The 22,552-nt window shown below is 60.6% G+C and carries 16 protein-coding genes; 9 read left to right on the top strand and 7 right to left on the bottom strand.

Going from position 1 to position 22,552, the window contains the following annotated elements:
* Nucleotides 1–51 precede the first annotated feature (51 nt).
* The 7 genes from RIF72_RS15125 to RIF72_RS15095 all read right to left on the bottom strand — a co-directional run bounded on the left by RIF72_RS15125 (nt 52) and on the right by RIF72_RS15095 (nt 8,734).
* Nucleotides 52–1,206 (bottom strand): XdhC family protein, encoded by a 1,155-nt coding sequence (locus tag RIF72_RS15125; protein ID WP_309075664.1) that lies wholly within the window; start codon nt 1,204–1,206, stop codon nt 52–54.
* Nucleotides 1,199–3,538 (bottom strand): xanthine dehydrogenase family protein molybdopterin-binding subunit, encoded by a 2,340-nt coding sequence (locus RIF72_RS15120; protein ID WP_309075663.1) that lies wholly within the window; start codon nt 3,536–3,538, stop codon nt 1,199–1,201. Before RIF72_RS15120 ends, RIF72_RS15125 begins: the two co-directional genes overlap by 8 nt.
* A complete protein-coding gene (locus RIF72_RS15115; protein WP_309075662.1) occupies nt 3,535–4,068 on the bottom strand; it encodes a 2Fe-2S iron-sulfur cluster-binding protein in 534 nt (177 codons plus the stop codon). The genes RIF72_RS15120 and RIF72_RS15115 overlap by 4 nt, the downstream gene beginning before the upstream one ends.
* 6 nt (nt 4,069–4,074) lie before the next feature.
* Nucleotides 4,075–4,965: an FAD binding domain-containing protein gene (locus RIF72_RS15110; protein ID WP_309075661.1), complete on the bottom strand. Its 891-nt coding sequence runs from the start codon at nt 4,963–4,965 to the stop codon at nt 4,075–4,077.
* A gap of 127 nt (nt 4,966–5,092) precedes the next feature.
* Nucleotides 5,093–5,947 (bottom strand): TauD/TfdA family dioxygenase, encoded by an 855-nt coding sequence (locus RIF72_RS15105; protein WP_309075660.1) that lies wholly within the window; start codon nt 5,945–5,947, stop codon nt 5,093–5,095.
* Nucleotides 5,948–6,046: 99 nt separating this feature from the next.
* The gene (locus RIF72_RS15100) at nt 6,047–7,402 is read right to left on the bottom strand and encodes an MFS transporter (RefSeq protein ID WP_309075659.1); all 1,356 of its coding nucleotides are present in this window, start codon (nt 7,400–7,402) and stop codon (nt 6,047–6,049) included.
* 159 nt (nt 7,403–7,561) lie between these two features.
* Nucleotides 7,562–8,734 carry a TetR/AcrR family transcriptional regulator gene (locus tag RIF72_RS15095; RefSeq protein ID WP_309075658.1) on the bottom strand — a complete coding sequence of 391 codons (1,173 nt, stop codon included), beginning with the start codon at nt 8,732–8,734 and terminating at the stop codon, nt 7,562–7,564.
* Nucleotides 8,735–9,144: 410 nt separating this feature from the next.
* On the opposite strand from RIF72_RS15095, the gene RIF72_RS15090 reads away from it, so the two are divergent.
* The 9 genes from RIF72_RS15090 to RIF72_RS15050 all read left to right on the top strand — a co-directional run bounded on the left by RIF72_RS15090 (nt 9,145) and on the right by RIF72_RS15050 (nt 22,507).
* Nucleotides 9,145–10,251: an ABC transporter substrate-binding protein gene (locus tag RIF72_RS15090; RefSeq protein ID WP_309075657.1), complete on the top strand. Its 1,107-nt coding sequence runs from the start codon at nt 9,145–9,147 to the stop codon at nt 10,249–10,251.
* Nucleotides 10,248–10,577 (top strand): hypothetical protein, encoded by a 330-nt coding sequence (locus RIF72_RS15085; protein ID WP_309075656.1) that lies wholly within the window; start codon nt 10,248–10,250, stop codon nt 10,575–10,577. The genes RIF72_RS15090 and RIF72_RS15085 overlap by 4 nt, the downstream gene beginning before the upstream one ends.
* Nucleotides 10,562–12,001, top strand: a complete 1,440-nt coding sequence (locus RIF72_RS15080; RefSeq protein ID WP_309075655.1) for an ABC transporter permease subunit — start codon at nt 10,562–10,564, stop codon at nt 11,999–12,001. Before RIF72_RS15085 ends, RIF72_RS15080 begins: the two co-directional genes overlap by 16 nt.
* Nucleotides 11,994–13,097 carry an ABC transporter ATP-binding protein gene (locus RIF72_RS15075; RefSeq protein ID WP_309075654.1) on the top strand — a complete coding sequence of 368 codons (1,104 nt, stop codon included), beginning with the start codon at nt 11,994–11,996 and terminating at the stop codon, nt 13,095–13,097. The genes RIF72_RS15080 and RIF72_RS15075 overlap by 8 nt, the downstream gene beginning before the upstream one ends.
* Entirely contained in the window at nt 13,094–14,188 is a 1,095-nt protein-coding gene (locus tag RIF72_RS15070) for a GntG family PLP-dependent aldolase (RefSeq protein ID WP_309075653.1), read from the top strand. Before RIF72_RS15075 ends, RIF72_RS15070 begins: the two co-directional genes overlap by 4 nt.
* A gap of 1 nt (nt 14,189) precedes the next feature.
* The gene (locus tag RIF72_RS15065) at nt 14,190–15,470 is read left to right on the top strand and encodes an amidohydrolase family protein (protein WP_309075652.1); all 1,281 of its coding nucleotides are present in this window, start codon (nt 14,190–14,192) and stop codon (nt 15,468–15,470) included.
* A 44-nt stretch (nt 15,471–15,514) separates the two neighbouring features.
* Nucleotides 15,515–17,866, top strand: coding sequence for a pyruvate dehydrogenase (locus RIF72_RS15060; protein WP_309075651.1), 2,352 nt, complete (start codon nt 15,515–15,517; stop codon nt 17,864–17,866).
* Nucleotides 17,863–19,584 (top strand): sigma-70 family RNA polymerase sigma factor, encoded by a 1,722-nt coding sequence (locus RIF72_RS15055; RefSeq protein ID WP_309075650.1) that lies wholly within the window; start codon nt 17,863–17,865, stop codon nt 19,582–19,584. The genes RIF72_RS15060 and RIF72_RS15055 overlap by 4 nt, the downstream gene beginning before the upstream one ends.
* 391 nt (nt 19,585–19,975) lie before the next feature.
* Nucleotides 19,976–22,507, top strand: coding sequence for a choice-of-anchor L domain-containing protein (locus tag RIF72_RS15050; RefSeq protein WP_309075649.1), 2,532 nt, complete (start codon nt 19,976–19,978; stop codon nt 22,505–22,507).
* Nucleotides 22,508–22,552: the final 45 nt, after the last annotated feature.

Raw genomic sequence — 22,552 nt, 5'->3', positions numbered from 1 at the left:
AAAAGAATATCAGTAGTAAGATACTTTCTGTCAAGATATTTAGGGCCAAAGTTAATTGGACTTTGAACCCGCATGCTCCAGCGCCCCTCTATGAATCGGCTCGCTGGTGTGCGCCAATGGCAGGCCCGAGCTCTGGTTCTTGGCAGCGATGATCTCCGCCATGATGGAAACCGCAGTTTCAGCGGGCGTGGAAGCGGAAAGGCCCAGGCCGATGGGTGAGCGGAGCGGTGCCACAGACCGCTCGGTGTGGCCCAAGCCAATCAGTCTCTCCCGGCGGTCACTGGCAGTTCGGCGTGAGCCCATCGCGCCGATGTAAGCAAAACCGTGTCTCAGGGCTACATCAAGGACCGGAACATCAAATTTGGCATCATGGGTCAACACACAGATAGCGGAATCAGGGGCGAGCCTTCCCAAGGCGATTTCTTTTTGCAGGTAGCGCGCCGGTTGATCGACCACGATCTCATGGGCTGAGGGAATGCGCTCAGCCGTCGCGAAGACCGCACGGGCATCACAAACTGTGACGTGAAAGCCAAGGAAAACCCCCAGCTGCGCCAAGGAGGCGGAGAAATCGATGGCCCCGAAGATCAGCAGCCTACGGGCCGGACGATAGACATCGATCAGCACGGAGAACGGCGTTTCGGTACCGATGTCCGCCGGGAGAGTGACCGACGTCGTAATTCCGGAGGCTATTGCCTCCTGGACTGCAGCCCCGGCGGCGCGGACCGCCTCGGGAGCAAGGGCCGTACCTTCAAACAGCTCTTCCATTTCCGCACTTTGCAGCACCAGTTCGGATCGACCCACCACGTCAGGTAGGCCATCGAAGATGGTGACCATGGCGCAGGGCAGATTTTCATCCAAGGCCCTTTTCACTGAAGCAAAATGCCGGCAGGAAGCCGGAACATACTTTTGGATGAAAATCTCAACTCTGCCGCCACACGTCAGCCCGACGCCGAAACCGTCATCGTCTGAAATGCCAAATCGGTAGAGCTCCGGGACCCCGCTGGCGAGGACCCCGGCTGCTGCTTCGATCACACTTGCCTCTATGCACCCACCCGAAACGGAACCGATTGGCGATCCGTCTTCGGTGACAAGCATGGACGTTCCGACTGCCCTTGGCGCGGAGCCTTCCGTGCGGACCACCGTGGCCAAGGCGACATGTTGATCGCTCAGCAACGATTTCTCCAGCATCTCCATCACCTCACGCATTTCCGTCAGCCCCGCCTTGGCGCAAACGCGCGGCTCGGATCCCGTTGTAGACGCGTTCCGGCGTCATGGGCAACGACGTGAGCTGCGCCCCGGTGGCGTCAGCAATGGCTTGGGCAATCGCTGGAGCAATGGGAAGCATGCCGCCCTCGCCCATCCCCTTGGTCCCAAAAGGTCCCGCGCCATGGCCCTGTTCCTGGGTAATGGAGGAAAACAACCGGGGAATGTCCTCAGCCAGAGGCACCCGATAGAGGAGCGCCTCACCATTAAGCAGCTCACCGTCTTCGTACCGCAGTTCCTCGAAGAGTGCCTGGGCCAATCCGAAGACCGCTGCGCCCTCGTCCTGGCCGCGGCAACCCAACTTGTTCACCACCTTGCCGGCGTCTCCGCTGACCACCAGCTGCAAAAGCTCCACCCGCCCGGTTTCCGGATCAACCTCCACTTCGGCAGCTGCCCACCCGATCTCCCAAAAGATGCAGGGTGCTTCCAGGGGTGCGCTGCTGGAGTTGCGGACCTTGTAGTAGCCGTCCGCCGTGAACTCGAATCCCGTTCCGCCGAATCTGTCCATAATCAGCGGCGGGAGCTCATAGGTGGTGCCTTCAGCATCAACGATGTGCCAGTTGTCCAGACGGATCGACTGCCGGTCCAGCATCAGGTGTTCGGCCGCCGTGTCCAGTACGGAACACTTCACTCGCTCTGCGGCCTGCAGGACGGCATGACCCATGACGGCGATGCCCGAAGAGGCGTTGGTGCCTTGGTCAAAGGGTGTGTTGTCGGTATCAATGGCGGCATACTTCACCCGCTTCGGATCGCAGGCCAGCGTCTCCGCCACGATCTGACACAGCGCTGAATGACCGCCTTGACCCATTTCCACCAAGGCGCAGTTCAGGAACACATCGCCGTTGGTGGTCACCTTGACCCGGGCCTGGGCAGGCTTGTTGACGCCACCACCATCTTTGATGCCGATGGCAACTCCCATGCCCCGGTTACTTGAGCGTGTCCGGTCACGATAACCAATGGCATCCGCCACGAGGTTCAATCCATGCTTAAGATCCGAATCGATGGGCGACTCTCCGGGAACGAACTCTTCCCCCAATTCCTTGGCGTTCTTTAGCCGAAGCTCAAGGGGATCGAACCCCAGCCGCTCAGCGATCAGGTCAACCTGGCGTTCACTGGCCCAAGTGGCCTGGGTTGCGCCGAAACCGCGGTAGGCGCCGGCAGGGACGGAGTTGGTGATCACTGCTTGGCAGACGGAATCTATGCGTTTCCACCGGTAGGCACCGGGCATCCGATACCCTGCCTTCTCCGCCACCAGGGGACTGGCATCGGCATAAGCCCCACCGTTAAGCAGCACTCGCGACTGGCGCGCCATGAACTCACCGTCTGCCTTGAGGCCCGATTTAACCGTGAGGATGGCGTCATGCTGGCTCAATGTCAGGAAGACTTCTTCTGTGCTCATGCAGTAGCGCACAGGCCGTCCAGCCGACAACTGCGAGAGCCGGATGGCGATCGCCTCCGTTTTAGGGCCGTTCTTGGCACCAAAACCGCCGCCCAGGAGCGGAACGTTGACCCGAACGTCGTTTTCAGGCAGCCCAAAAACCCTCGCCAGTTCCTTACGCATTGGGAAAGGGCTTTGAGTAGAGGTCCACACTTCGATTTCGTTCGCTGTCGCCTCAGCAACAGTGGCAAAGGGCTCCAGGTGCATATGGTTCATGCGGGAGAAAGTAAAGGTGTCCTCGAAGATGTAATCGCAATCCGCCCAGACGCTCTCCTCGCCCGTTTCGTAGCGGAATTCGTAACTCACGTTGTGGGCGGTGTGTGCCGCCCCCGAGGCGCCATCGCCATATTCGGGATAGGCGGCGAAGGGCTGGTCGGGAAAAATGGCGGGCGCGGAAGGCTCCATCGCTGCTCTTACATCAAAGACAGCCGGCAGCTGCTCGTACTGAACACTGATCAAATCCAGTGCAGCGAAAGCGGTGCGTTCATCCACGGCGGCCACTGCAGCGACGACGTCGCCAACATAGCGAACCGACTCTGTGGCCACAACCGGCTGGTCTTTGACGTAGGTGCCGTAAGAATTCAGCCCGGTTATCTCCTCGCGGGTGACCACAGCCGTGACTCCTGGCAGGGAGCGGGCGGCCGCAGCGTCGATGCTGAGAATCCGGGCGTGCGCATGCGGGCTTCGCAAGACCTTCGCGTGAAGCATCCCCGGCTTCTCAATATCCACTGTGTAAACGGCACGGCCGGTGACCTTGACGGTGCTGTCCAAGCGCGGGCTGTTGCGTCCCACGATCGGCGCATCTTCCGGAGCGCAAGGATTCACGAACCCGGTCATTCGGAAACCTGATCCTGCTGCTTGGCAGAGGCCAGTTCTGCGGCACGCTCCACGGATTCCAAAATCATCTCGTAGCCCGTGCACCGGCAGGTGTTCGAACTGATCCACTCACGGATCTGGTCCCGCTCCGGTTGTGGATTTTGCCGCAGCAGCGCCGTGGTCAGCATCAGCATGCCGGATGTGCAGAAGCCGCATTGGAAGCCGCCGCATTCCCTGAACGCCTGTTGCTGGGCGCTCAACGTGCCGTCCTGGGCTGCCAAGCCCTCAACCGTTTCAACACGCGTACCGTCAACGTCAAAAGCAAAAGTGGAACACGCAGCTACAGGGAGGTCATCAACCAAAACAGTGCAGGCACCGCAGACGCTGCGCTCACAGGAAGCACGGACCCCTTGCTTACCGCAGCTGTTGCGCAGCAGGTCCAAGACCGTGGCACTCGTGGGGACACAGTGCCGTTCCGGGCTTCCGTTCAGCTCGAATTCAACCTTGTGGGCGAATCTTTCCTCGCTTGATTCCGGTGATTCAAGGCTCATGGCTGGCTATCCTTCCTTTCCTTTGTTACCGGTTGCTTCGGCAAGAAGACGGCGGCAGAGAACGCCCACCAGGTGTCGGCGGTAGTCGATGGAACCCGCGTAGTCGCCCGCCTCATCCGGAAGCTGAACCGCCAGAACCCCGCCCACAGAGACCGGGTCAAGCTCGGTGATGTCAGTTGCTTCGGCAGTATGTGACAGGAGAAAAGGCTGCCGGTATTCACTGCCACAGACGGCAGAAACGGTGAGGCCGGCCACCGGGTCCTTTCGTACTGCGAGGGACACTGTGCTCACCGGGCGCATTGACCGCTCGTAGCCGAACCACAGCAGGGACGCGGTGTCGACGGTGACGGCGGTCAGAATACCGACGTTGCCAAGGTTCCTATCCCAGAGTGAGTCCCGGTCCCACAGTGACGAGATGGGCAGGGCTTCAACGTCACCGCCTTGAAACAGCATCTGCCCGCCCAAGGCCGACAGAATGACAGGCATCTCATATCGATATCGACGGGAAAGGAGATTGCCGCCGAGGGTGCCGCGATAGCGGATTCGAACCGTGGCAATTGATCCCCAAGCGGCTGCCAGGGCGGGCACGGATGACAGTACTTCATGGCTTCTGCTGGCTTCAGCGTGGCTCACCATGGAACCAATGCGCAGAACCCCTGCATCATTCTTTATCGCTCGCAGTTCTTTGATTCGCTGCACGGAAATCAGAACCTCCGGCTCCAATCCCTCACGAAACTGCGCCACAAGATCCGAACAACCCGCAGCAATCACTGCCTTTGGATGCTGCCGGGAAAGAGCCACTGCTTCTCCGAGCGAAGTGGGCCGATGCAACGTAAAGGGTGGAAGGGCGGACTGGCTCTGGGCTATCAGCCCCGCCCCTAATTTCTGGCCTCGCATTGGTCAGCCTTCTTTCACTTTCGCCCGATAGGGCTGCTGTCACGGCATCTTCGCCGTGAAACCTTGAGCTCCATAACAACCGGCCGGGCGGCCCACGACGCGCCGCCCGGCACGGTTCCAGCAGGCACTATGCCGGGCGATCGCCCTTCAGGGTGACCCGGTGCATCAGCCGGTAGTGCGGGTGGTAGTCCCCCACCGCATAATGTTGGGTGGATCGGTTGTCCCAGATCACCAGGGAGTTCGGTTCCCAGCGGAAGCGAACCTGGTATTCCGGGGTTCTGGCGAGGTCGGTGAGCATGTTTCTCAGCGAGTCCCCCAGCTGGGTGGAAATGCCCGTGAGCCGGGTGGTGAACAACGCGTTGACGTAGACAAGCTTGCGGCCGGTTTCCGGGTGTTTACGCACAACAGGGTGCGTCATGGGTGGATATTTCCGCCGGGTTTCCTCATAGCGGGTCTCGCCGTCGGGACCCTGGCGGACAACGCCGGTAAGTTCCTTTTCCCAGTCATGTACTCCCTCTAGCCCGTCAATGACGCTTTTCACGTTCTCCGGCAGAGCGTCATATGCGGCGGTCATACTCGCCCAGAGCGTATCCCCGCCGCACGGCGGGATTTCCTGGGCGTGAAGACATGTAGCGGAATTCGGCGTAGCCTGCCAGGTCAAGTCCGAGTGCCAGACGTCGGTCCCCGCCGCGCGGCCACGCGACTCCAACACCTCAATGTGCGGATATTCGGGGAGCGAGGGGAAGAACGCACTTACTTCCTGGGGGTCGCCGAAAACCTTGGCGAATTCGATTTGGTCATCAGGGGTGATGTGCTGATCGCGGAGAAACAGAACTTGGTGTTCCAGGAAGGCTTCCCGTAGTTCCTCCCGGCATTCGGGGGTGATCTCTTCGCGTAGATCCAGACCATGGATGTACGCCCCGATGGTGGGGGTTGCCCGTTCCAGCGTGAATGTTTTGAACTGTTGATCGTTGCCGCTCATGGTAGTTCCTTCCTTTGGTGGCGTTTATACGGCGCCCGTCTCTGTCATCGGTGACTGATCAAGACGAGCTGTTCCTGCTGAGGAGTGCTTTGTGTCAACTCACTCCGAATACGTGGCTGCGGGGATCTCATCGACCCCGGTCGCATCGCTGCGTCTCCCAGCCCGCGATGCCTTCTTGCGGATGACACGTCCCAGCAGAATGGCGCAGGTGATGGACACCGTTCCGGCGACGGCGACATAAAGCGATGTTGAGACAGACGCTTTTGTCGCAGCAAACAGTGCGCCGGCAATGAGGGGTGCAATGGCGCTGCCGAGAAGGTTTCCAAGTGTGGTCGCCAAGGACAATCCGCTGTAACGCACCTTCGCGTCAAAGGCTGTGGAGAAATATGCAGGTGACAGCGCCCAAGGGATGTACACGGCTATGGTTGCCGCAAAGTAGCAGACGGCAATCAAGCCATACGAGCCGCCATCGAGGGCAAAGTACAGCGGGAAGGCAACCGCAACGATGAGTACAAGGCCACACAGATAAACCCTCTGTACACCGAACCTGTCCGCCAGCGCACCGGCTGCCGGATTGACAAAGAAGCCAACGGCGGAGGTGATAATCACCAGGACCAGCATGGACGACGAGTCGAGTTCTCCGGACTGACCAGCGTAGACAAAGTTGTACACGGTGATCAGGTAGAAGAAGATACCCGGTACCAGGCTTGCGCCGGCTACTAGGAACACTTGCTTCGGGTGGGTTCGAAATACTTCGATGACGGGCATGCGCACAACGCTGTGGTTGGCCTTCACTCGATCGAACTCCGGGCTTTCTGCAACCTTCACGCGAATCACCAGGCCGGTGATGACCAGTACCGCACTGAGCAGGAACGGGACGCGCCACCCCCAGGACATGAATGCTTCCGGTGACATGGATTCCAGCGGTAGGTACAAAGTCATGGCAAGGATAAGTCCCACGGCCACGCCTGCCTGCGGCCAGCTGCCGAAGAAGCCCCGTTTCCCCTCGGGGGAATGTTCGGTGGCCATCAGCACTGCGCCACCCCACTCGCCCCCGAGTGCGAATCCCTGGGTCAGCCGCAGTATGACCAGGAGTATCGGGGCGAACACGCCTATTGAGTCATAGGTGGGCAGCAGTCCGATGGCTACGGTGGCAATGCCCATGATCAGGATGGTGAGGACCATCATCGGCTTTCGGCCTGCCCTGTCCCCGAAGTGGCCAAAGACGATGGCCCCGATGGGACGTGCGACAAAGCCCGCCGCGAATGTCGAGAACGCAAGCAGGGTCCCGGTTGTGGGGTCGAAGCCAGGGAAGAAGAGATGGTGGAAAACGAGCACCGCTGCGGTGCTGTAGATAAAGAAGTCGTACCACTCGATAGTCGTGCCGATGAGGCTCGCGAAGGCGACCTTCCTCGGAGAACTCGCGCCCGATGGTTGTGCGACCACTGCACTCATATTGTGCCTCCAGGTAATTTTGCGAACAGTCGGCCCCGCTATGCGTGGACCCTGGTGATCAGGGCTGCCTAAGGCACCTGTCTCAGAATGAGCTTTGAAGTGATGCAGATTACTTCAGTAGTCATTATCTTATTACTGAGATGCTTTGTGCGCAAGATCTCATTTTGATGGAGCGATGAGGCCTGTGGCTATCCGCTCAAGAATTTCCTGGATGCCACGGATGCCACGGAGGGATGGAGTGCGGACAACGCTGCTGACCACATGCAAAGCCGCTTTCACCCGGGTCCTGACCACTTCTTGATCGGTACCGGGGTAAACGTCCTGGACCAGCGATGCGACATCGGTGACGTAGTCGCTCTGCGCCTCCATCAAGTTCCGCAACTCCCGCTCGGGAAGGTGCGGACGTTCGGACACGGCCAATTGCAGGAATTCCGGGCTTCCCAGCGAGAAGGCAATGTAGGAGGAAAGGATGCGCTCCAGCGCCTCGGCTGCATCAGCGGATTCAGAGAGCGCGCGTGACATGTCCATCCACCGCACTTCTTTGGCCCGATGCAGGGCCGCGGCAAGCATTTCCGCCTTGCTGTCGAAATGGCGGTAAATGCTGGGCCCCGCTACACCAACTTCGGCGCCAATGTCGTCAAGGCTGACGGCGTCAAACCCGTACGCAGCGAACTGTCGGATTGAGGCTGCCAGCAACGCCTCGCGGCGGGTGCGCGGCAAGTCAATGGATGCACCACGGTGATTCGTTGCTGCTTCAATCGGGGGCATTGGCATGACCAGTAGTGTGCGGGCGAGCGTGATCAGCTGGGATTCTTCGTCCGCACGCGAGAGCCGATTTGGGTCGTGCGACACACTGATCATCGCCGCAAACATGGCCCACGCGCGCAAGTCCGCCTCGGCGGCGGGCAGAGCGGAGCTGCCGGACTGCAGCTTGCCACTGATGGCGAACTTGATACCGCTGGCAATATCGAAGCGGATGGCAGGCGGGAGATGGCGGGATTCACGCTCCCACAGGACACCATTTTCCCGGTGCACCAGAATTGCCCGTCCCAGCGCCGTGACCAACTGTTCGAAGTCGCCGTCGGAAGCCTGGGTAATGCTGTCCAAAACGGGTTGGAGGCTGGCCACCACCGCCTCGCGAAGAAGCTCGCCCTTGCCCGGAAAATGCCGGTAGAGGGCAGATGGCTGCACTGCCATTGCCTTGGCCACATCGGTCATGCTGACCTGCGGGTATCCCTTCTGCGCGAAGAGGTCACCGGCCGCAGCAAGTATCAGTGCGCGCCGGTTCCGCGGCCTAGTGCCACGCTCCGGGGCGGTGGAGGACTTATTCATGCTCTCAAGATTAGTCGGATTCACTTATTGCGCAATAGCCCGCCACGTGCCAAAGTTGAAGAACAACCTGCGAACCACTGAACTTCACTTACGGATAAGCCAGTTGATGCGGGACAGTGATGTCCCACCGTGGCGGAAACGTGAAGGTTCCCCGCAACGCAAGCACCAGCCAGGAGCACCACGCCGGCCGATGCGTATTCACTTACGGGACGCCAAGGTGGCTTGTAGAGCCAGAGAAACAATGCAAGAACGAGACACCGATGGACAAGATTTCCCGGGCCCTTGCGGCGCCCCTTCCGCGAGTCTCCATTCCCCGCGAAAACGCAAAAGACCGTCCCAACCCAAAGTTCAGTCCCAACCAAAAGCACCGACCCAACTTAAAGTTCAGTGCCGTGACAAAGGAGTCCCACATGAAACGACGTGCAATAGTCGCTGTTGCTGCACTTTGCGGCTTCGCAGCTCTGACAGGCTGCAGCACCGGGAATGACGCCCCCAACGCCTACGCCGTCAAGACGGACATTCCGACGGCAGCAGCAATGGACCCGGCAATCCTGGATGCTGCCCGCAAGGAAGGCTCGCTTTTGGTTTACGGCGAGGCGAATGAGGCCACCATGAAACCGGTCCTGGCTGCTTTCCAAACCCAGTACCCCGATATCAAGACCAGCTACATCAGCCTCGGCGGAACCGAGAGCTTCCAGCGCTATCTCAACGAGAAAGCCACTGGCGGAAAGACGGCGGACGTCATCGTCAGCCTGCAAGGCGCGAACTTCCTGGATCTGGTCAAGCGTGGTGACATCCAGGACTTCACACCACCTGCCGCCGCGCCCCTGCCCGACTTCGCGAAACTCGCCCCCGGGGTCTTCGCAATGGAACTGAACCCGGTCATGGCGCTGATCAACACCACCCTCCTGCCCGAATCCGAACAACCCGATTCCCTTGAAGCCCTCGCCAAGATGTCCAGCGACCCCAAACTCACAGGCAAGATCGTCACCTACGACGGCACTACGGAGTTTGGCTACACGGTAAATCACGCCTACATAGCCAAAGCGGGAGAGGCCGGATGGGACGTTTTGGACCAACTCGGAAAGAACACCAAGGTGGAAGCCAGTGCAGGGCCCATGTACAACAAACTCCTGCAGGGCGAGTACACCATGTCCTACTTCCAGTCCGGCGCTACCCGGCCACTACTCACAGGCGCTACCGCAAAAGTGCTGAACTACAAGTTCTTCAAAGATGGATCACCCTTCATGCCCCGCGGTGCCGGAGCAACAACCGGAGGTAAGTCACCCAACGCGGCCAAAGTGTTCCTCAACTTCCTGATTGACAAGGCCGGCCAGACGGCCGGTTGCGCCGGCGGCTTCGCACCGTACCTGGACGGGGTGGACTGCCCAGTGAACCTCGCGAAAGTAACAGAGCAATTGGGTGCGGAGAACATCAACATCGCCACGTGGCATGAGGCCCTGGTGAACGATGCTCCGGCCTTCAAGAACCGCTGGAAAGAAGCATTCGGGCGATGAGTAGCTCCACACTGACAGACCCCAAGGCCCCGCCACCGCCTCCGGGTGTTGGAAACATCAAACGGGCATGGCTGCCGGAGAAAGTCATCCACTACGGTGTCTGGATCCTCGCAGTCCTGCTGATCCTCGGCCCGATCGTGCCGATCATCTGGTCATCACTGTGGTCCACGCCGCTCTATGAGGGCGGCGGCAGCGGTACCCTGGAGAACTTCCGAAAACTGGCGACCGATCCACTCTGGTGGTCAGCCGTCGCCAACAGCTTGCAGTTCGCCGTTTTGCCACCATCGGCTCAGTTCTGGTTGGAACCACAGTGGCCTTGTTGGTAGCCCGAACCGACCTCCCGCTGCGGAAGCTCTACTCAGCCCTGATCGTCCTGCCCTTGGTCCTGCCTGGACTAGTGCTCATTGTCGGGTGGCAGTCAATGTGGTCGAAGAACGGATATGCCACACATTTACTGGAGCAATACACACCGTTCACTGTCCCCTTTGACCTCTACAGTGTCGCGGGAATGGTGGTCATGGGTACGGTCCTCGGCTCGCCTGTGGTCTACCTCTTTGCCCGCGGGACGCTGTCCTCAGGTGATTCGACACTTGAGGAAGCCGCCCGTTGCGCCGGCGCAGGTCCCTTCCGTGCGTTGATCACGGTGACTCTGCCGTTGCTGCGCCCGGCGCTACTCAACTCCGGGCTGCTGGTCTTCGCGTTGGCGCTGGAAACGCTGGGAATTCCCCTCATCCTTGGTACTTCAAAGAACATCGACATGATGTCCACCTACCTGTACCGGCAGTGGACCGGAAGCGCCGACGGCGGTGGAGGAGTTCTGCCTGCAGGAGCGGTCATGTTGTTGCTCGCCGTCACTTTGCTGCTGTTGCTGCGCAACCGCCTGGCCGGCGACCTCGCCCGCTTCACCACCACCGGCGGCAAGTCATCCAGGCCGGCAAACGTCGTCAAATTAGGCGCCTTTGGCTGGTTGCTGTCCGCCGGCGTCGGAGTTCTTCTGGGTTCCGCAACCCTGGTGCCGCTCAGCGGGGTGGTTCTCGCCTCCGTCACCGCTGTTCTGACCCCCGCGATCAACCCGTTCAGCCTGCTGACACTCGACCACTTCTCTGCGATTTTGACCAACCCGCTCTACACCGGAGCTATTGGCAACAGCTTGTTGATTGCCACAGTCGGCGCCGCCATCGCGACAGCCTGCATCGCCGTCATCGCATTGGTTGCCCACCGTTCCAGCTTTCGGTTCCGTGGATCCCTGGAGCACATCGTGCTTTATCCCCGTGCCGTCCCGGGCTTGATCACCGGCATGGCCTTCTTCTGGACGTTTGCCATCCTGGACCAGTCCGGAACTTTCAGGGCCACACTTTGGGCGGTGGGAATCGCTTTCGGGGTTCGCGCGCTAGCCATGGGCTACGCCGCGTTCTACCCATCGCTTGCGGCGCTGGGTGCGGACCTGGACCGCGCCGCGCGCTCTGCCGGGGCGGATTGGTGGACGGCGATGCGCACCATCATCCTCAGCCTGCTAAAGCCAGCCATGGGCATCTCCTACGTCCTGCTGTTTGTAGCAATGCTCAATGAAGCCGACGCCGCAGTTTTCCTGGTGACCCCTGAAACACAGGTCCTGGGGTTGGCCATGCTTCAGATCGCAGCAAATGGCCTCGGCGGCACCGTCGCGGCCCTCGGAGTCATCCAACTCGTCATCACCGCAGCTGTCCTGGGCGCAGGACGCATTCTGTTTGGAGTTCGCCCTAATGTCTGATCTGGTTATCACCAATCTCACCAAAAATTTTGGCCGCCTGACGGTCCTGGACAACGTGTCTGTGACTGCCACAGATGGGCAGATCCTGACGTTGCTCGGGCCAAGCGGTTGCGGCAAATCGACAACACTCTGGTCCATCGCAGGACTGCTCAAGCCGGACGGCGGCAGCATTGTTGTGGGCGACCAGACGTTGTTCAACCACGACACCTCCGCCTTCCTGGCGCCGGAACGCCGCGACTGCGGCGTGGTTTTCCAGTCCTATGCCGTGTGGCCGCACATGAAAGTCCGCGACAACGTGGGCTATCCGCTACGGCTGCGACGCTACAAGGCCGAGGCACTACGCAAACGCGTCGATGAAGTGCTCGAGCTGGTTGACCTCTCTGACCAGGCAGACCGCTATCCGCATCAGCTCTCCGGCGGTCAGCAACAACGGGTGGCACTGGCGCGCGCCTTGGCTTTCCCGCCGCGCTTACTGCTCCTGGACGAGCCGTTTTCCAATCTCGATGCCAAGCTGCGGGAACGGACCCGCGATTGGTTGCTTCAGTTGCAACGCAAGATTGGCGTCACCACGGTGTTCGTGACCCACGATCAGGACGAAGCCCTGGCAATGAGCGACAAAATTGCTGTCATGTCCGCCGGAACCGTCCGCCAGATTGGTACGCCGGAGCAGATCTACAACGATCCTGCCGATCTCTTTGTTGCTGATTTTGTTGGCACCAGCAACCTGCTGGAGGGAACAGTGATTGGCCGTTCAAAGGGGACCCTGACCATCAAAATCGACGGATTGGACCAAGCGATCCACGTACCATCCGCAATCGATTCCGACGGCGTCGTGGTTGCCGTTCGTCCCGAAGCGCTGGCGTTGCTGCCTGACGATGCGTCGTCTGACGGCTACGAAATGACCGTCAATGGTCCTGTCCTTGAGAGGTCATATCACGGCCATCATTTCCGGTACAGGGTGGGCGTCGGCGAGCAGGCCCTGGTGGTCGAAACCCGTGAGCGCACGGATTCCTCCCATGTGCGCGTGGGCATTCCTCGCGACGGATACAAGTTGTTCCCGCCCCGCACTGCCACCGCGCCCAAGGCCGCACAGTGATTCCGGTCGGATCAAGCTACCCCATCAGAATCGACCTGTTCAGTGACACTATTACCCGGCCAACCGAGGCCATGCGCCAGGCGATGGCAAACGCCGAAGTCGGGGACGAACAAAAGGGTGAAGACCCCTCTACCAACGAACTGGTTGCCCTGACGCGGGAGCTCCTGGGCAAGGAGGAGGCAGTGTTCCTGCCGTCCGGGACAATGTGCAACCAGATCTCCTATGCGCTGCACTGCCGGCCCGGCGACGCGATCCTTGTTGACGAGACCGCGCATTCGCTGTGCCATGAGGAAACCGGCGCTCCCGCCCTGTCCGGGGCTATGTACAGGCCGATCACAGCAGATCGTGGCGTGTTCTCGGTTGCCCAGCTCGAAGCGGCGCTCCGTCCGGAAGGCAGGTCATCGGCCCGGAATGCGGTGCTCTCCATTGAGCAACCGTCCAACCTCGGAGGCGGCACGTGTTGGTCGCTGGAGGGAATCACGTCAGTGACGAACGTAGCACGGGATCACCAGATCAAAACCCACATGGATGGCGCCCGCCTGCTCAATGCGGTGGTGTCCACCGGTGTATCTGCCCACGATTTTTGTGCCCCGTTTGATTCAGTCTGGCTCGACCTCAGCAAAGGCCTGGGCGCCCCCATAGGAGCAGTGCTGGCCGGAGATGCTGATTTCATCAATGAGGCGTGGCGTCTCAAGCAACGATGGGGTGGTTCCATGCGCCAATCAGGCATTGTGGCGGCAGCCGGTACGTTTGCCCTCCGCAACAACGTGGACAGGCTCGCGGATGACCATGGGAATGCCCGACTGCTGGCTGAATTGCTTGCCGTCCACCCGCACATCTCCATCGATCCGCTAACAGTTCAGACAAATATTGTCCTCTTCGACCTGGTCGACTTCCCCGTCACCGCGGCAGAGCTGGTGGATCGCCTGCTGCAGAAGAGCGGGATCCGGATGGGCGCTTTTGGCCCGTCCACGATTCGTGCCGTCACCCATCTGGACGTTGACACGGAAGACGTACGCCTCGCCGCTGACGCACTCAGGGAGTTGCTGGACGAAACCTACTCGATGCACGTAAGCACAAGGAGCAACTAACATGACCATCACCTTTGATGTGACGGACCGTCCCGTACCGTACAGCGTCAGCCGCGCAGCCCGGACAGGCGACGACGTCACCGTGCTGCTCAATGCACGTGTTGTTGATCCCGAGTCGGGCACGTCTGGTTCCCTGAGCGATGTGTGGCTCCAAGCTGGGCAGATCTCCCGTATTGTTCCTGCCGGCAGTGAACCTGGCATGGGCAGCGTCTTGGACCTTAAGGGCAAATTCGTGGCTCCCGGACTGATGGATGCCCATGTTCATCTGGCCTTCGACGGTGGTGATGACCCGAAGGGAACCTATGAGGCCAGCAGCGATGACGAGATCGTTGCGCAGGTTGTGGCCAATGCACGGATTGCGCTCCGCGCCGGGACAACCACGGTGCGGGATTGCGGGACGCCCAGGCACCTGCTTGCTCCCATGAGGGCAGCCTTGGGTATGGCCTCCGATGTCGCCACCGTGGTTCATTGCGGTGCACCGATTTGCCGTGTGGGTGGGCACGGCCACGACATGGGCGGAGAGGTACGCACCCGCCACGACGTCGAGGCCATCATCGCCGAACAGCATGCGGCCGGCGCCACCTGGATCAAGCTCATGGCAAGCGGCGGCGGATTTACTCCCGGAACCAGTCCAAGCGTCTTCGAATTCGACCCCACGCTGCTCCGTGAGGCAGTAGTCATCGCCGGCTCCTACGGCATGAGGACTGCAGCCCATGCCCACGCCACTGCCTCGATGGTCGCGTGCATCGAGGCAGGCGTGCACTCCTTGGAACACGCCTCGATGCTCGGGCCGGATGAGCAGTGTGCTCCCGATCGCGAGCTATTGCGCAGGGCGACTGATGCCGGGATCCATGTTGTGCCCACCGTCGTTTCAGCGGACATCGTTTCCCGGCAACTGCGACAAGGCCACCCGGTACTAGCCAACCCGCAGGACCGCAACGTGGTGGCGCGATTGGAATCGCGGTTTACCAACGTGACCGAGTTCCTACACTCCGGCGTATCAATCGTGGCGGGTACTGACGCAGGCCCTGCGCACGTCACCTTTGACCTCATTGCCCGCGAGTTGGAACGCTATGTCGACGCCGGACTGGCAGCACAGCATGCACTGAAGTCTGCCACCTGTGAAGCCGCCGACATGCTCGGGATGGAGACGCAAGCGGGCCGCATCCGGCCCGGCCTGTGGGCCGACCTCATCATCACGGCGGCGGACCCCATGCAGGACATCAGCACTCTTGCAACGCCGCTTGGAGTCCTCAAGCGCGGACTACTGTTCGCCCAATAACTACTCGCACCCCCATGACCACCTCACACCCTTTAAGGCATCCAATGAACCTGACCCCAGTCAGCGATGACCTGGCGGAGAAGACCGCCTCGACCCTCGACGACCCCCAACTGGAAGCACTTGCAGCGATCGAACGCCGTGTTCTGTGGCTTTCGACATCCATCATCCATCACGCAAACAGAGTGCGGCCGAACACATCCGGCATCAAGGTGGGAGGGCACCAGGCCTCGAGTGCCTCCATTGCCACGATCATGACCTCGCTCTGGTTTGGGCAGCTTCGCGCCGAGGACCGTGTCTCGGTGAAGCCCCACGCCTCGCCGGTGCTCCACAGCATCAACTACCTGCTGGGCAGCTTGGATGAAAAGTACCTCACAACGCTGCGTGAGTTCGGTGGGCTGCAGAGCTACCCCAGCCGTTCCAAGGATCCGGATCCCGTTGACTACTCCACGGGCTCTGTGGGCATCGGGGCCACCGCACCGATCTGGGGTGCCATCTCGCGGCGTTACATTGAGACCGTGAGCGGCACCCCAAACCGTGGGCGCCAGTACTCGCTTGTCGGCGACGCCGAACTGGACGAGGGCGCCGTTTGGGAGGCCGTGCTGGACTCGAACGTTGCCGATCTTGGTGAGATCGTCTGGATCGTAGACCTGAACAGGCAGTCCCTTGACCGGGTGGTGCCAAACATCGCTGCGGGCAAGATCGAGCGCCTCTTCGAGGCCGCCGGGTGGCAGGTCATCACGGTGCGCTTCGGCCATCTGTTGGAGAGCCTCATGGCCAGGCCAGGAGGCGACGCACTCCGGAAACGCATTGTTGAGATGTCCAATCCCGAATACCAGCGGCTCCTGCGCTGCTCTGCCGAGGAGCTGCGCAGCAGGCTTCCGGGTGAGGGCGCCGGAGGTGAGGCCATCGCGGAACTTATTGCCGGCGTCGAGGACCAGATCCTGACCCGGGCAATCAGGAACCTGGGCGGGCACGACCTCGCCGCATTGCGCGAGGCCTACGCCCAGATCGATGACACCCGCCCCACTGTCATCATCGCTTACACCGTCAAGGGCAACGGACTGCCCACCGAAGGGCACCCGCAGAACCACTCCTCGCTGCTGACTATCGATCAGTACCGCCAACTCGCCCACACAATGGGCGAGAACCCCGACGCCCCTTGGACGCGTTTCGACCCCGCCAGCACCGAAGGGCAACTGGTGGGATTTACAGCGGAATCCCTCCGGCGCTCCGCGGAGCCTGCGGTGGCACCACCTTCAGTCCCGTCAGATTTCGGCAGGACGCCCTCGGGCACAGCAACCACACAGGCGGCTCTGGGCCGTACCCTGCTGGACGTCACCCGCGCGGCGCCTGAAGTGGCGCGCCGACTGGTGACCGTCAGCCCGGATGTGAGCTCCAGTACCAACCTCGCCGGCTGGCTGAACAAGGTGGGCGTCTGGTCAGTGGAAGAGCGCCAGAACTGGTTCAGCGACGATACCGAGACCGTCATGCACTGGCGTGAAAAGCCCACTGGGCAGCACATCGAACTCGGCATAGCCGAGGTCAACCTTGTCAGCCTTCTGGGTGAGCTTGGGGCAACCTGGAGCCGGTGGGGCCAACCGTTGTTCCCGATCGGCGTGCTCTATGACCCATTCGTCGAGCGTGCCCTGGAACCATGGTCCTACGGCATCTACGCCGGCGGACAGTCGATCCTGGTGGGCACGCCGTCGGGCGTGACTTTGGCACCCGAAGGCGGTGCCCATCAGTCCATCAAGACGCCGTCCATCGGCCTTGAGCAGCCCGGCTGCACCAGCTACGAACCCGCCTTCGCCATCGACGTCGAGTGGGCGCTGCTCGCCTCCATGTCCCAACTCGGACGACCGGACGGCAAGTCCGCCTACCTGCGGCTTTCAACAAAACCCGTCGACCAACAACTGGCCGCGGTCCCCGAGGATCCCGCCGCCCGTGAGCGCCGCCGTCGCCAAGTGGTGGCCGGCGGCTACGTGCTGCGCGCGGCCGCGACACCGTCCGCCACGATCGTGGCCATGGGCGCCTTGGTCCCGGAAGCCCTCGCAGCCTCAGGGCGGCTCGCCGCCCAAGGCACTCCCGTTGACGTCGTCTGCGTCACCAGCCCCGGCCTACTCTACGAAGCGCTGCAGGGTCGCAACGGACATGACCAGGACGCGCCGTCCTGGATACTGGATCAAATACTGCCCTCTGAGCGCGCCGTCCCCATGGTCACCGTGCTGGACGGACACCCCCACACATTGGCATTCCTCGCCAACGTGAACCAAGTCAAAAGCCGCAACCTGGGTGTAGACGCCTTCGGCCAAGCGGGCGGCATCGACGACGTCTACCGCTACCACGGGGTGGACACCGACAGCATCATCCGCGCTGTCCTGGACCTGATTCAGTGACAGCTACGGCGTTGGGGACTGTGAGTGATGCTGATCTTGTCCTGAGGGTTCGGTCGGGGGATCAGGGGGCTTTTGCGAGTCTTTTTGACCGGCACCGGGATATGGCTCGGTACGTCGCGGCGGGTCAGGTGGATAACAGGGCAGATATTGAGGACATTGTTTCGGAGGCTTTTGTTTCCATTCATCAGGCCCTGATGCGTGGCAAGGGTCCTGATACTTTCTTTAGGGCGTATCTGCTGACGGCGGTGCGGCGGATCGCGCAGGCCCAAAACCGGATGGCCGCCCGTAGCCTGCCGGTTTCGGATAATTTCGTCCTGGACCGGGTGGAGGATCCGGAGGACCCTGCCGTTGTCGGGTTTGAGTCCAGCACGGTGGCCGCCGCGTTCAAGTCCCTGCCGGTGCGCTGGCAGGAAGTCCTCTGGTACGTGGACATTGAGGGAATGAAACCAGCCGCGGCATCGGAGGTACTGGGGATCACCCCGAACGGGGTCTCTTCACTGGCGATCCGGGCCCGGGAAGGCCTGCGGCAAGCGTATTTGCAGGGCCATATCAAAGACGCGACCGGTCAGGAGTGCCAAGGGTATCCGGACCAGTTAGGGGCCTACTCCCGGAATGGGTTGAGCCGGCGGGCGCACCACAAAGTCCAGGTCCATCTGGAATCCTGCTCAAAATGCACGGCCCTGCTTCTGGATCTCAACGATGTCCAGTCAGCCATGAGGGCCATCATCTTCCCCCTGATCGCGGGAGTGGCCCTGACCTCGGCCGCCCCTGGAATCACGGGCATCACTGGAATCACGGGCACCGCTGGACTTGCGGGCGCCGGTGGGATTGCGGGGGCCGGTGTCGGCGACGGCACTGCTCCCCGGTCCGTGGCTGCGATGGTGAAAGTCGGGGCAGCGGGTTTGACCGGGGCAGCCATTATTGTGGGCGCCACCATAGCATTGGCAGGAACTGGACCCAACACCCCCGGCACACCCCAGGCCGGTGAGGGCCCGGTATCCACTTCCACCCACGATAACCAGAACACGAAGTCCCCACTCACCGGCACCACCCCGGCCCCGGCCGCACCGTCGACGCAGCCTTCGAAAACCCCCAGCCACACGGCTGAGAAACTCCCCGCAGGTCCTGAAGAACTCCGCACAGGTCCTGAAGATTTCCCCGCCCTGAACGGCGTCCAAGGAAGCCCCGCGGGTTTCCTCGTCCCGCCACACCGGCCGGTCGCTTGGCCAGCCCCGCCCCCGGCCGCTCCGCCAACAACCCCGGCAGCCCTGCCGGCACTACCAGGAGCGGACACCACCCCGGACCCAACACCCAGCCCGTCACCGACGCAGACCCCAAGCCCAACACCAACCCGGCCCACAGCACCAGAGGTCACGGCCACGGTCACCACCGGGGCGGGCTCAAACGCAGCCGATGTCCAGGCCACGATCACCTTCACCATTGCCGGCCAGGAAACCGCCGAAACCGCTGAAGTGGTCTTCTCCGTCTCCGAAGGGGCAAGCCTGATCCCGGGAAAACTCCTCCAACCCGCCGGGTGGTCCTGCACAGCACAAAACGATGACGGTAAAGAAGTCCGCTGCACGAAAACAGCGGTAGACCCCGGAAACCTGCAATTCACGCTAGGTATCTCCCGAAAAGACCCAGCATCCCCAACCACCCTCAACTACCAATTCACAGGAACCGGACTACCTTCAACCACCTTCTCCGACACCTTCTAAACACACAGTACTTTCCGGGTCCGCAGGAGCTTTTAAGCCAACAGGGATCCAGCCGTCGAGCGAGGCATTGCCCGCACAGAAGTGATCTACTCAGCCACCACCTTGTTGACGCTGCAATAGACAGGCCCCTTGCTTCATACTCGGGGTGCATATGGACTTAATAACTAAAAGACCTTTATGATCACGGCAACAGCGTAATTCGTTTGCATGCGAAGTCTGCTGGAGTAGTCAGGAAATATTTTACTTTGCGATAGCTCAGTACCGCAAAGCAGCTCTAAATGACTCACAATAATTCCGTTCGCACCCTGGTCTTCCGTCAATGAGGCAATTGGCGGCTGCCCGTTTCATTTTTATGAGAGAGCGCCCCTTGAGCACACCACCAGATACACCTATGCCCAGCCCCAAAGCCGGGCACCCCCGAAGGACCCACCTTTCCCGATCCAGCCGAACCGTCATGGTCGGCATTTTTTGTGCCTCCCTGGTACTTACCGGCCAGACGGCAGCAACAGCCGCCGGCGAAACAGAAAATGCCGTGACGTTCACCGATGTACCCGCAGGCATGATGTTTGCGAAAGAAATGTCCTGGCTAGCGAATGAGGGCATCTCCACCGGCTGGTCCGACGGTACGTACCGACCACTGATCGCAATCAATCGTGATGCAATGGCCGCGTTCCTCTACCGCCTGGCGGGATCACCGGATTTCACGGCGCCCGGCACCTCACCCTTCCAGGACGTCAGTCCCGGCCAACAGCACTACAAGGAAATGGCATGGCTTCACCAGGAGGAAATCTCCACCGGGTGGGATGCAGGAAACGGTAAACGGGAGTACCGCCCCACAGTCCCGATTAACCGCGACGCCATGGCGGCCTTCCTTTATCGCTTTGAGAACGAGCCTGATTTCCAGGCACCAGCAACGCCTCCGTTTTCTGACATCACCAGCACAACGCAGTTCTTCTCTGAGATTTCGTGGCTCCACGCGAAGGGAATCGCTACGGGTTGGGATAACGGAAACGGCACGGCTTCCTACCGCCCGCTCTCACCCATCAACCGCGACGCCATGGCGGCATACTTGTACCGTTTATCCCTGCCCCCTGCAGCAGATGGTGTTGTGACATCTCCGGATACCCTGGTGATTGATACCACCACCCTGGCCCAAGAATACGTTCAGGGCGACACAATCATCACGTTCAACTCCGTGGGTGCGGGAGCTCCGGATATAGACCCCGGCAACGTGCTTGTTTCGGGTTTCTCGGAGTTCACCCCGGACGGTATGTTGGTTCGCGTTCAGCAGGTTACTAATGCATCCGACGGTAAGCAGACAGCTGTTGTCCAACAGGCCACTCTGCCGGACGCCATTTACGACACCAATGGTTTGGTGACCCCGACCACCACCATCGTCAAGCAGGAGTTCATTCCGGCCGATGGTGTCGAGATCATCGATAACGACCAGGCCTCTGCGGCTCCTCTGAACCGCAAAGGGGGTCGAATTCCAGCAGACGAATTGGCCACAACCAGTGATGTGTCCCTGCCCATCTTCGAGAAAACCTTCAAATTCTCTGACACGCTGAGCAAATCCGCAACGGGAACGGCGTGGAAGACAGTGGATGTGGAAGGCACCGGAACTCTGGCACTCAGCAGTGAATTCGGTGTTGATTCTGCTGTCAACGCAGAGGTGGATATTCACTGGGCGTCACTGAAAGAAGCGAAGTTCACTCTGGACACTGGTTTGTCCGCCGAAACAACTGCCCGGGCAACGGGAACCCTCACTGGAACAGCGGAAAAGAACCTGGGCACGGTCAACACCTGGGCGCATATCCAAGTGGGCCCGGTCCCCGTGGACATTCAGTTCATTTCCTCAATCGACCTCAACGCCAAGAGCGAATGGACCGCAGATACCTACGTCACGGCGGCAGCATCTGCGACCACTACGGTTGGCATGTCCTACAAAGACGGCAACTTCCAGCCCGTCGCTGAGTACGGCGGCAATGCCGAAGCAACATTCCAAGGCCCTCAGCTGACCAGTGAATCTTCAGTGACCATCGGCCCCACCCTGACCGCAAAGCTATACGGAATCGCAGGTCTCACTGGTGGACTCGACACATACGCCAAGTACGCCACCGGCCCGGAAACCTGCGCGCACGAGGTCGGCCTGGCTGGCCGCATAGGTGTGGTCGCCGGCGTCGAAGTCTTTGGCATGAAGCTGACTGACGAGTGGAAGAAGGAGATCACCAAGAACCTGGTTCTCTGGGAAGGTGAACTCTGCAAGCCCGTCACGCCACCCGTTGATGACGTCACAGCGGAAGTATTCGGGGACGGCATCACCGTGGAAGACGACGGCGGAGCTGGTGACTCGTCCCAGTGGGGCAGGGCAACCGATTATGGTCCCGGTGGCGCCGCATGGATCTTGTCCACGGGCAACATGCAGAACTCCATTGGCACACCCGATCAGCAGGCTTCCAGCGATCTGGGAACACCGGGAAACACCACGCTGTCCAACTTCATCGGCGGTCTGCCCACTTTTGATGCGGCCTCCTACTGGGCCAAGATCATTCCTTCAGGCGACACCCTCCATGTTCGCTACTTCTTTGCCAGCGAGGAATACCCCGAATACGTGGGCAGCGACTACAACGACGTCATGGGCGTCTTCGTCGATGGAACCAACTGCGCGTTGGTACCCGGTACCCAGAGTCCAATCAGCGTGAACAGCGTGAACGATCACACGAATGAGAGCTATTACATTGACAACGCCGCGGGCGCAAGCGGATTCAACACCGCCATGGACGGTATGACCACCGCCCTGACGTGTTCCGTTCCTGTGCAGCCGGGCGTACCTGTCACTGTGGAAATTGCTGTTGCTGATACCAGTGATGGCATCCTCGACAGCGCCGTAGCCTTGCTCGACGGAGGCATCTGGTCCGACTAGCGTTTAGAACCAAGCAGGGCCCTCCGCCAGATGGCGGGGGCCCTG

This window comes from Paenarthrobacter sp. (assembly GCF_031180005.1).
Classification (GTDB): Bacteria; Actinomycetota; Actinomycetes; order Actinomycetales; family Micrococcaceae; genus Arthrobacter.
Note: the sequence above shows the minus strand (reverse complement) of the source record. Positions and strands in the feature narration are given on the sequence as shown.